The organism is Phenylobacterium sp., from assembly GCF_044371015.1.
Lineage (GTDB): Bacteria > Pseudomonadota > Alphaproteobacteria > Caulobacterales > Caulobacteraceae > Phenylobacterium.
Map to the genome: position 1 here is coordinate 1 of NZ_JBILUK010000106.1, position 10,647 is coordinate 10,647.

The 10,647-nt window shown below is 66.1% G+C and carries 11 protein-coding genes; 7 read left to right on the forward strand and 4 right to left on the reverse strand.

The features are described 5' to 3' along the window. Window positions 1-1,186: TonB-dependent receptor domain-containing protein (locus tag ACIQ3R_RS10330; protein ID WP_397418102.1), on the forward strand; the 1,186-nt coding region annotated here is incomplete at its 5' end. Between the two features lie 37 nt (window positions 1,187-1,223). Here ACIQ3R_RS10330 and ACIQ3R_RS10335 read toward each other — a convergent pair. From ACIQ3R_RS10335 to ACIQ3R_RS10345, 3 genes are read right to left on the reverse strand one after another with little or no spacing between them, the layout of a single operon-like run. Beyond that, a complete protein-coding gene (locus tag ACIQ3R_RS10335) occupies window positions 1,224-2,525 on the reverse strand; it encodes a nucleotide sugar dehydrogenase (protein ID WP_397418105.1) in 1,302 nt (433 codons plus the stop codon). A gap of 10 nt (window positions 2,526-2,535) precedes the next feature. Next, window positions 2,536-4,704, reverse strand: coding sequence for an AGE family epimerase/isomerase (locus tag ACIQ3R_RS10340; RefSeq protein WP_397418107.1), 2,169 nt, complete (start codon window positions 4,702-4,704; stop codon window positions 2,536-2,538). 43 nt (window positions 4,705-4,747) lie between these two features. After that, the gene (locus tag ACIQ3R_RS10345) at window positions 4,748-4,906 is read right to left on the reverse strand and encodes a hypothetical protein (protein ID WP_397418110.1); all 159 of its coding nucleotides are present in this window, start codon (window positions 4,904-4,906) and stop codon (window positions 4,748-4,750) included. 211 nt (window positions 4,907-5,117) lie between these two features. Between ACIQ3R_RS10345 and ACIQ3R_RS10350 the strand changes: the two genes are divergently transcribed. The 5 genes from ACIQ3R_RS10350 (at window position 5,118) to ACIQ3R_RS10370 (ending at window position 9,014) form a co-directional block, all read left to right on the forward strand. After that, entirely contained in the window at window positions 5,118-5,735 is a 618-nt protein-coding gene (locus ACIQ3R_RS10350; RefSeq protein ID WP_397418112.1) for a sugar transferase, read from the forward strand. A 170-nt stretch (window positions 5,736-5,905) separates the two neighbouring features. Then, a complete protein-coding gene (locus tag ACIQ3R_RS10355; protein WP_397418115.1) occupies window positions 5,906-6,154 on the forward strand; it encodes a hypothetical protein in 249 nt (82 codons plus the stop codon). Continuing rightward, window positions 6,151-6,858: a sugar transferase gene (locus tag ACIQ3R_RS10360; protein ID WP_397418117.1), complete on the forward strand. Its 708-nt coding sequence runs from the start codon at window positions 6,151-6,153 to the stop codon at window positions 6,856-6,858. The genes ACIQ3R_RS10355 and ACIQ3R_RS10360 overlap by 4 nt, the downstream gene beginning before the upstream one ends. An 83-nt stretch (window positions 6,859-6,941) precedes the next feature. Continuing rightward, on the forward strand, window positions 6,942-8,417 hold the full coding sequence (locus ACIQ3R_RS10365; RefSeq protein ID WP_397418122.1) for an exopolysaccharide biosynthesis polyprenyl glycosylphosphotransferase: 1,476 nt from the start codon (window positions 6,942-6,944) through the stop codon (window positions 8,415-8,417). A gap of 9 nt (window positions 8,418-8,426) precedes the next feature. Then, complete coding sequence (locus ACIQ3R_RS10370; protein WP_397418124.1) at window positions 8,427-9,014, forward strand: acyloxyacyl hydrolase; 588 nt, start codon at window positions 8,427-8,429, stop codon at window positions 9,012-9,014. Window positions 9,015-9,025: 11 nt separating this feature from the next. Here ACIQ3R_RS10370 and ACIQ3R_RS10375 read toward each other — a convergent pair whose 3' ends face one another. Further along, window positions 9,026-9,277 (reverse strand): XrtV sorting system accessory protein, encoded by a 252-nt coding sequence (locus ACIQ3R_RS10375; protein ID WP_397418127.1) that lies wholly within the window; start codon window positions 9,275-9,277, stop codon window positions 9,026-9,028. A 105-nt stretch (window positions 9,278-9,382) separates the two neighbouring features. On the opposite strand from ACIQ3R_RS10375, the gene ACIQ3R_RS10380 reads away from it, so the two are divergent. After that, window positions 9,383-10,399 (forward strand): alpha/beta fold hydrolase, encoded by a 1,017-nt coding sequence (locus ACIQ3R_RS10380; protein ID WP_397418130.1) that lies wholly within the window; start codon window positions 9,383-9,385, stop codon window positions 10,397-10,399. Window positions 10,400-10,647 lie beyond the last annotated feature (248 nt).

The window sequence follows — 10,647 nt, forward strand, 5'->3', positions numbered from 1 at the left end:
CCCAGGCTCCTACTACAAGGAAGGCGTCCAGGCCTATCCGGGCTTTGAACCTACCGACGCCAGCAAGAGCAAGCGGCGCAGCTACGCCGCCTACGCCAACGTCGCGCTCCAGCCGTCCGAACCGGTCAAGCTCGACCTGGCTGCGCGTTTCGAGGACTTCAGCGATTTCGGCAGCACCTTCATCGTCAAGGCGACCGGCCGCTACGACTTCAACGAGACGTTCGCCGTTCGGGCCACGGCCAGCACCGGCTTCCGGGCGCCCACCTTGGCGGAAGGCAACTATTCGGCCACGAACGTGTCGCCCACCTCGGCCTTCGTCCAGCTTCCGCCGAATTCGCCCGCCGCCGCGCTTGTCGGTGTCAACGGCCTCGATGCGGAAAAATCGCGCAACTACAGCATCGGGTTCGTCGCCAAACCGGGCGCGGGCGTAACCGCGACGCTCGACATCTACCAGATCTCAATCCGGGACCGGGTCGTTGGGTCGGCCACACTGTTCGGTTCGGGCGGAACCATCAACCTGCCGGCGGTGCGCGCCGCGATTCTGGCCAGCGGCAGCGTGCTTGACCCGACCGTCACACAGACGGGGATCAACATCTTCACCAATGGCTTGGACACCCGAACCCGCGGCGCCGACCTGGTCGTCACGATGCGTTCCGATCTTGAAGACTGGGGCAGCGTGCAGTGGTCTTTGACCGGCAACTGGTCAGACACGAAGGTCACCAAATTTGCGACCCCGCCGGCGCAACTCCAGGGCGCATCGCTGTTCGACCGGACTTCGGTGGGTTTCCTGGAAACCAGCACGCCCAAGTACCGTGCCGTTCTGGGCGCCCTTTGGACCTGGAACGATCTCACCGTGAACGTGAAGGAGAGCCTCTACGGCCCGGCGTCCATCCTCAACAATCGCCTGGGCTGCCCGTTGTCCCTCCCGGCCTCCAACTGCTTCAAGCTCGGGATCGGCACGACGCTGACAACAGATCTTGAGATCAGTTACAAGGTCTTCGAATCGGTCAAGCTCACGGTCGGAGCAAACAACTTGTTCAACAAGTTCCCCGATAAACTCAACCAAGCCTATCGCGACACCTTCCTGGCCGCAAATGCCAACGGTTACGTGACTCAGTATCCGACATTCTCCGCATTCGGGATCAATGGCGGTTACTGGTACGGAAAGATCAATTACACATTCTAGGCGCGCACCGGCGGTCCTCTCGAAGGGCCGCCGGCCGCTATAGCCTGAGATCGCCATCGGCCTTCGGCAGTATCGACTTCACGTCGAAGATCACCGCACCGAGCCGGCCCAGCGCCCGCACCGCTTCGGACCCCATCTCGCGAAACTGCCGGTGGGCGACCGCCAGCACGATACCGTCATAGCTGCCCGCCTCCGGCGCCTCGATCAGCTGCAGCCCGTACTCCGACTTCGCATCGGCCGCCGCGATCCACGGGTCCCAGACGTCCACGGACGAACCCGCCTCGGTCAGCGTGCGGATGATGTCGATCACGCGGGTGTTCCGGTGATCCGGCGTGTTTTCCTTGAAGGCGAGACCCATCACCAGAATTCTCGCCCCACTTGGCGACCGTCCCTTGGCCGCCATCGCCGCCATCACCTCCCGCGCCACATGCGCGCCCATGCCGTCATTGATCCGGCGACCAGCCAGGATGACCTCAGGCCGATATCCAACAGCCTCGGCCTTGTGCGTGAGATAGTAGGGATCGACGCCAATACAGTGACCGCCCACCAAGCCGGGCCGGAAATCCAGGAAGTTCCACTTGGTGCGCGCCGCGGCCAGCACCTCTTCCGTGTCGATCCCCAGCCGTCCCAGGATCAGAGCAAACTCGTTGATCAGGGCGATGTTCAGGTCCCGCTGGGTGTTTTCGATCACCTTGGCGGCTTCGGCCACGCGGATGGAACTCGCGCGGTGGGTCCCCGCCGACGCCACTGACCTGTAAAGCGCATCCACAAACGCCGCGACCTGCGGGGTCGAGCCGGCCGTGACCTTCACGATGTCGGCCAACCGGTGGGCCTTATCGCCAGGGTTGGCCCGCTCGGGACTGTATCCCGCAAAGAAGTCGAGATTGAAGGCGAGCCCGGAGGTCTCGGCAACCACCGGCACGCAGATTTCCTCCGTTGCGCCCGGATAGACCGTGGACTCATAGATGACCACGCCACCCGGCCGGATCGCGCCGCCCACGGTCCGGCTCGCCGCGTCCAGCGCCGACAGGTCAGGCCGCTTTTCGGCGTCAATCGGCGTGGGCACGGTGACGATGAACACATCTCGATCCGACAGCGCGCCCGGATCCGTGGTGAAGCCAACGCCAGCCCCCGCGAGTGTCTCCGGCTCCACCTCCAGTGTTCGATCACGACCTTCCTTGAGTTCTCGAATTCGGTCGGGATCGATGTCGAACCCAACAACGTCGTGAGCCCGCGCGAAAGCCACGGCAAGTGGGAGGCCAACATATCCCAAGCCAAGCACCGCGATCCGCGCCGGCGCGCCTGTGAAGGGATTGGGGACAGCAGAGCTTGACGTCATGGCGCGGCTTCTACCACGCTTCGCCGGTCGCCCGGACCAGGGCCGAGATGGCCCCGTGCAGGTGATAGAGAGAACTCGCCGGCGACGGGGCATCCACAAACGCCCCACTGTCGTCCATTCGCTCGCGCCAGACACCCTTGATCGACAGATCGAGGAACCGCCAGATCGCATTGGCGGCGGACAGCGCAGCCTCGGTCTCACCCAACACCAAAGCCGCCCGCAAACGCTCGGTCTGTGGCCAGAGACGGGCGGAGCCCTGACGCACGCCCAGATCATCCCATAGGGCGTCGACCACGACCTGGCGCCTGGCATCCACGCCCCGCTCCCCCACCGAAAACAGCCGCTGGACAATTTCCGATCCGGCTCCGCCCCATTCATGGAGCAGCCACGCCCACTCGAACTGATGCCCGGGTTCAATCAGACCGCTTTCGCCGCTCAACGCCCGCCAGTCAGCGTCGAACAGTTCGCGCACCGCGCCGCTGCCGAGGTCGATCAGATGGCCGAGGGCCAGACCCGCCACCTGGTCAGCCAAAGCCTGCCAGACATTGTCCCCATCAAGCGACCGCCAGGCCAAGGCCGCCTCCAGAAGGTGCATCTGCGGATCGGCCTGAAAGGGCGTTTCGCCGGCTTCTCGGAAACCTCCGGCATGAGCAAATCCGAGCAAGGCATCGGCAATTCGCAGCGCCTCGGCGCGCCATCTGTCCGTCTCGGGCTCCGCCCGCGTCAGGCCCGCCAGGGCCAGCAGGACAAAAGCGTGCTCATAGAGACGCGCCTCCGGATCCAGGTCGGCGCCGTCCACCCGTAATGCGCTCTTGTAGAGACCGTCTTCCCGCCGCGCAGCCTCCAGAAAGGTCGAGAGCGAGCGTCTGGCCAACGCCAGCCACGGCCCTGGCAACCCGTCAGCCTGGGCCTGCGCAAACACAAGGGCCTGCCGCGCCTGGACTCTAAGCCGGCGCCGCGGGTCATGCGGCCGTCCATGCCAGGTCAGGGCCTCGCGAAAGTCACCACGAACCTCGTCGAATCCCGCCGTACTCCACAACGGCAGCGCTGCGGTCCGGAACCAGTCCGCCAGCCCTCGCGCCGCCTCCGGCAGTGCGCCGAACCGCGCCGACGGCGCAACGTCTCGGACGGCTTGCGTCTGGTCGAGGCCGGTGACCAACACGGCGCCGGGCTCTGCCACGATTGCAACGCCCGATACGCCGATGACACGCAGGCTTACGCCCGCCGCAGCTCGCGCCAGAACGTTTCGGCCGTCCGTGACTGCCGAATCCCCGGTCCGCGACACGCCGTCGGCATCCTTTCGTCCAGCGCGCCAGACGGCGTCCCATGCGCCCAGGTCCGACCAGCCGCAGTCCACGGTCACCACGCGCCCGCGCTCGGTCTTCTCCATGACGGCCGTATCAAAGGCTGCGATCGGCGCCTTGTCGAAACCAGGACCGATTTCGAAGCCCGCATTGGTCGTCCGTGCTTCCCGAACGCCGGCCTCCGCCGCCGACGCGACCGCCGGAGCCCAGCGCCGCAACTCCTCTAGGATCACGCTGGCCGCACCGACAAACACGCCACAGTTCCAGAGCCCCCCTGCGGCGACCAGGGTTTCAGCCCGGCTTTGCGATGGCTTTTCAACAAACGCGCCTAGGTCGGCGACGCCATCCCGTAGGTTGGAGGGCAGGATATAGCCATAGGCCGTCTCGGGGCCTTCGGCCCGGGCGCCCAACACTACGAGCGCGCCATTACGGGCGAGATCCGCGGCTCGCGCGATGACCGCCGCGAGCGCCGCCTCGTCCACCACGTGGTGGTCGGAGGGCAACACGACGAGAATCGTCTCCGGAGAAGCGACGCCGGCCAGCCAAGCGGCGCCCGCGGCCACTGCGGCGGCTGTCCCGCGGGACTCAGGTTCAAGGAGAACGGTCCCGATGCCCTCCTCAGCGGCGATTTTGGCCGCGTGGCGGGTGTGGCTGATCGTCGCGGGAACCCCCGCGCCGCGGACCAATCCGGCCCTCCTCACAGCCGCCGAGAGCCCGGTTCCAGCGCCGTCGACCACCTCCAGGAACGCCTTGGGAAGCTCCGGGCGCGACAACGGCCACAGCCGCGAACCCGCGCCGCCGCACAGGATCAAAGGTTGGATCAGGTTGGGGATCAGGCTCTCCCTAGGCGCGCTGAGCCATTGGCTACGCCCCACCTAGTCCGGCAGACGCCTCAGGGAAAGTCTAATCTTTTCAGTATCAGGCGAAGAGTGAGCTCAGACCGAGGCCGATCATCGTCCAAAGTGCGACCGAGGCGCAGGCGCCGATCGTCAGGCCGACCCCGATAGGTAGTCGCCGCGCGGGGCGCTCGTCGATCACCCGGTTGGGGGCGAACTCCACTGACACATCGGAGGGCATGTTTGGCTCCACACGCCCAGTTCTCGGGCGGTCGGCCGACTCAACCACTTGCAGCGTAAAGGTTCGGTTTGCGGAGATGGATAACAGGCCGTGGATCGGCTAAGGGCGAGTGCAGTGCAACCAAGGGGCTCGCCCAAGCACCGTCATGACGGACGTCGCCGCCAGAACCGCTCCCTCAGCCCTGCCGGCGCTTCGCCCGGCAGAGCTGGAGATGTCGGCGTTTACCTCCTCGGATGTCGCCCGGAGTCCTGGCAAGCGCGTAATCGACATTCTGTTAGCGCTGGGCGCCCTGCTGCTGTTCGCGCCCTTGTTGGTTTGCATCGCTCTGGCCGTGCGCGTGGAGTCAGGCGGGCCGGTCATCTTCAAACAGCGCCGCACTGGCCACATGGGCCGCGTCTTCACGATCTACAAATTCCGCACAATGACCGTGGCCGAGGACAACGCCAGTGTGCGCCAGGCGACGCGCGGCGACGCCCGCGTAACAGCTGTCGGCGCGATCCTGCGTCAACTCAGCCTTGATGAGCTTCCACAGCTCTTCAATGTCCTGCGTGGCGACATGTCTGTCGTCGGACCCCGACCTCACGCGCTGGCCCACGACGTGCAGTATGGCGAACTCATCCCCACCTATGCGGATCGCTTCCGCGCCAAACCCGGTCTCACGGGCCTCGCTCAGATCAACGGATTTCGCGGTGAACTGAAAAGCGCCGATTGCATGCGGGGCCGGGTCGCCGCGGACAACCTCTACATCGACAGCTGGTCGCTGGGCCTCGACATCGCGATCCTGGCCAAGACCGCCCTGATGATTTTCCGCGATCCGCAGGCGTACTGATCGCGCCGGTTGAACCGGTCCGGCCCTCATGCGTTCAAGATTTGTAAACTGAACTGCAACCGCGCGGCCCAACGCCACGAATATGCTTCAGATCATGCGGCCCACCGGACGGGAACCCTGGCGCGGCTCTTGCTCATGACGAGGCGTGATCAAAGGGACGGTCGGGAAAGATGTCCGGTTTTGAAACGCGCTTCACGGCTGATCAGGACGCGGACCGGATTCGCCGCGCCTTCTACGGCTTCATCGGCCGCCACGCCGAGCAAGTGGATGGCGACGCCCATATCCGCACAGAGTTCGACGGCCGCGGCGCGGGCCTGCTGGTTCGCCTCTGGAGCGCGGAAGCTCTGGCCGCCTTCCTCACCGACGTCGCAGGCCTCGATCAATCGGGCCGCCGGCAGGCGGCGCTCGTGCGCCAATGACCGAGCTCACGCAGTTTCGCACAGTCGCCGAGCCGCCCCGCTGGGCGGCGGCGTGTGATGCCTCGGCGTCGGCGCCGGTGAGCCCTCCAATTCCCCTTGCGCGCTTGGCTGTGGCGACCAGTCGCCGCAAGCGCTGTTTCGACATTCTCGGCGCGCTGCTTGCTCTCCTGGTGTTCCTGCCGCTGCTGCTGACGATCGCTATCCTCGTGCGCCTCGAGAGCCCGGGCCCGGCCCTGTTCCGCCAGCGCCGCACAGGACTGAATGGCGTGATCTTCACGGTCTTCAAGTTCCGTACAATGACCGTCACGGAGGATGGGCGCACCGTCCGCCAGGCGACCCAGAACGATACACGCATCACGGCTCTCGGCGGGGTGTTGCGCAAGCTCAGCCTCGATGAACTGCCGCAGCTGCTCAACGTCCTTCGAGGCGAAATGTCGTTGATCGGTCCGCGACCCCATGCGGTCGCCCATGATGAGGCGTGGGGCGAGCAGGTGCCCAACTACGCCCGCCGGTTCCGCGCCCGCCCGGGCCTCACGGGCTACGCCGCCATTTGCGGCCATCGCGGCGAGGTCAAGGACATCGAAGCCATCGTCGCCCGCATCGAGGCCGACAACGCCTACATTGATGACTGGTCCTTCTGGCTCGACATCAAGATCGCGCTCAAGACCGTGCCGCTGGTCTTCACCGACTCCAACGCCTACTGACGCGAGCGCCGGTCTCCCGCCTTAACCGATCGCTCAGGCGCAGCCGCTAGGCTCTCCGCTGAGAACAGGTCAGGGCAGCCAGAATGGCGGACGACAGCGGCGCTCATCGCGCCACCTTCACAGCTGATGCGGAACCTCAGAGCCACCGCAGGGGCCCGATGCGGCCCGAGCATCTGCGCCCGGTGCGCGCGCGGGTGTCCGGCCCAGGCCTCGCCCGTCTGTTCCAGGCCGGCGACGTCCTGGCCTTGCTCATGGCCTCGGCTCTGGCCGGCCTCTTCTTCCGCCTGCCGGAGACCATGGCGCTGGGCGCGCCGCTCGCGGCGATCATCCTGCTGGTCTCCACCGGCGCCTACGCCATGAATGCGCGCGAGCGTGCTCACCGTCGTTTCGGCCGACTGGCGCTGGCCGCAACCACCGCAGCGGGCGCCGCAGGAGCCGTCAGCGGGTTGCTCGATCCCGCCTTCCCGGCTTTGGCCTGCGCGGCCTGGGCGCTCGCCGCCACGGGCGCTCTGGTGATCGCTCATTGGGGCTGGAGCGCGATCCTGAAACGCCTCCGCCACCAGGGCTTGCTGACCCCGAACCTGATTGTGGTCGGCGGCACGCCCGCTGCGCACCAGTTGATCCGCCGCGCGCTCAAGACCCGCGACGTCAACATCCTGGGCATCTTCGATGACCGGAGCGACCGCGTTGGCCCCGAGGTCGTGGGCGTGCCGGTGCTGGGCAAGACTGCTGACCTGATCGATCACCGCATTCTGCCTTTCGTCGACCGCATCGTCGTCACCGTCCCGCCACAGGCCAGCGCGCGCATCGCCCAGCTCATCGAGCGACTGGCGCCCGTCCCCAATCCCGTCTCCCTGTTGCTCGATGACGATGATGACGAGGCCGCCAGCCGTGCGGTCGGGCGGATCGCCGACTTCGACCTGATGCAGGTCTCGGGCGCCAAGGAGCGTTCCGGCTACCTCATGGCCAAGCGGACGCTCGATCTCACCTTGGGGATCGCGGGCCTGATCGCGCTGGCGCCGCTGATGGCGACAGTCGCTGTGGCCATTCGTTTGGACAGCCCGGGCCCGGTCTTCTTCCGCCAGCGCCGCCATGGTCTGATGAACGAGGAGATTGTGGTCTGGAAGTTCCGCTCAATGCGGGTCGAGGCCTCCGACGCCACCGCCGCGCGTCAGGTGACGGCCGACGATGACCGTGTCACCAGGGTCGGCCGCTTTATCCGCCGCACCAGCCTCGACGAGCTGCCGCAGATCTTCAACATCATTTCCGGTGAGATGTCGGTGGTCGGGCCCCGTCCGCACGCCATCGGCATGCTTTCCGGCGGCGCCGAAGCGTCCAAGCTGGTCGAAACCTATGCTCACCGCCACCGCATCAAGCCCGGCCTCACCGGTTGGGCGGCTGTGAATGGCTCCCGCGGTCCTGTCGACACGGCTGAAGACGTGCGACGCCGCGTCGCCCTTGATCTCGAATACGTCGAACGGAGATCCTTCTGGCTCGACATCGCGATCATTCTCAAGACCGCCCCGGCCCTGCTGGGCGACTCCGAGGCCGTACGGTAGACTCACCCCATGCGAACCGTGCTCGCCGCTCTGGCCATTGCCGCAATCGCCGCGCCGGCGACGGCGGGCGAGGTGTTCACGGGCGTCTATGCCCACGATGTCGACGATGGGATTTCCTTCGGAAAGTTTGAGGACGGCGCCCAGATCGTAACCGGCGTCCGCACCACCGCGCTTGATGAGTTGAAGTTCCTGGGCCGACCCCGGGTCCACCTGCTGGTCGGCGTCAACACTTCCGGCGGCACCAACTATCTGGCGAGCGGCCTGGCCTGGCGGTTTCCGCTGTCCGAACGGCTTTATGTCCAGCCCGGGATCGGCCTCGCCATCCACGACGGCCGCGTGAACCTGCCGAGCCCGGACGAGCCCGGCCTGACGCCCGCCGAACGCCTGAAACGGCTCAATGATTTCCAGACCAAGCTTGATCTGGGATCGCGCGTCCTGTTCGAGCCGGAACTGTCGATTGGCTGGAAAGCCACGCGACGCCTCTCAGTCGAGGTCTCCTGGATCCACCTGAGCCACGGAAAGCTGGCTGGCGACTACAATCCGGGCCTTGGCGACATCGGCTTGAGACTGCTCTACCGCTACGGCTTGGATCGCTGATCAGGCTCCGGTCAGCGCCAGAACTTGATGCCGAAGGGCTTTAGCACCAGCACCACATAGGCCACCACGACCAGAACGATCAGGAACGAGTAGAGGCCGTAGCCTTCATTGCCGACATAGTTGGCCACCGCGCACCCGACCGCCGGAGGCAGGTAGTGCAGAATCGTGTCCTGAGGCTCCTCAGGCTGCACCGAGCGATGCAGGAACAGCACCACCAGCCCACCGAAAATCGCCACGGTGATCCAATCGTAGACGGTTTCCACTCAACGCCTCCGCCAATCCTGCGCCACGCCATTGTCGGCGAGCCGCCCGGTCCGGTCAAACGGACTTGCACGCACCAGCAAGGATCGTGCCGTATCCTCTTCACAATGACAGCGCGACTCTTTCCGAACTCTCAATGGCGCAGGCTGGCCGCGGCCCTTGTCGGTGTGGCCGTCCTGGGCGGCTGCGGCCAGGGCGCGCGGTCGGCCGACAAGCCGGATCGCCTCGTGACCTTACCGGACGGCCGCGAGCTCAATCTCCGCTGTACCGGGTCAGGAACGCCGACAGTTCTCCTGGAGTCGGGATACGGCGCAGGCGCCTTCGCCTGGGGCAAGGTCCAGCCGCGTCTGTCCCGCACTACACGCGTCTGCGCCTATGATCGCGCGAGTTATGGCTTCAGTCCGCCGGGCCCGATTCCACGCGATGGCGCGGCGATCGCGCGGGATATCGACGCCGCCCTGGATGCCGCCGGCGAGAGCGGTCCATTCGTGCTGGTGGGCCACTCGGCGGGCGGGCTCTATGTCCGCCTTCTCGCGGCTCGGCGTCCGAACGAGGTGGCGGGCCTCGTGCTGGTGGATCCGAGCGTGGAACAGATTGTCCCATCGACCCTGGATGGCCTGAACGGCATCCGTCGTCGCCTGGCGCGTTGCCGTGGCGCGGCCGAAGCCAACCCGCCTCCGCCCAACGACGACCCGGCCTGGGCCGCTTGCGGCGCCGGCGCCAGACGCGACGCCCTGGTTTGGGACAACCGTCTCTCTGAGCTGGACTCCATCTTCAGCCGGACTTCCATGCAGGTGGGGCGACTGGGCGAACTGCTGGCCGACGTCCCGCTCTACGTCCTGACGGCGTCCGACACAGCTCAGGCGGCGCCCACGATTGGTCTCGACAAGCCCCAGTCGGTGCTGGAGCTGCAGCACTTGAGGATCGCACTTTCGTCGCGTCGGGGCTTTCAACGCACGGTTCTGTCGTCTCACCTTCTGATGAACGATCGTCCGGAAGTCGTAACCGAGGCCGTCCTGGCCATGGTCGAAGCTACGCGCAGCAAGACAAAGCCGCCGCCGCTTTCCCCAAGCGAGACCACCGCCGGTCCCGACGCTCCCGCCTTTCCGGATGCGCCGAGATAGTCCGGGCGCGGCCCGCTCGAACAGTGAAGGGCGAATACAGCGCAATCCGCCACCGTAGAAGCCGGTGGGGCGACGAGATCGCGCATCAGATCAATGTCTCGGGCCTCGCCCTCTACCTCAGGCTCGCCACTTCCTGGCGCGCATTTGTCAGCTGCTTCAACCGCCGCGCTTCCGTCGGCGTGATGCACTTGGGCGCCGCCCAAGCTTGGCCCCTGGCCGCCGCAACAGCCTCGGCTGTCACGAATTCC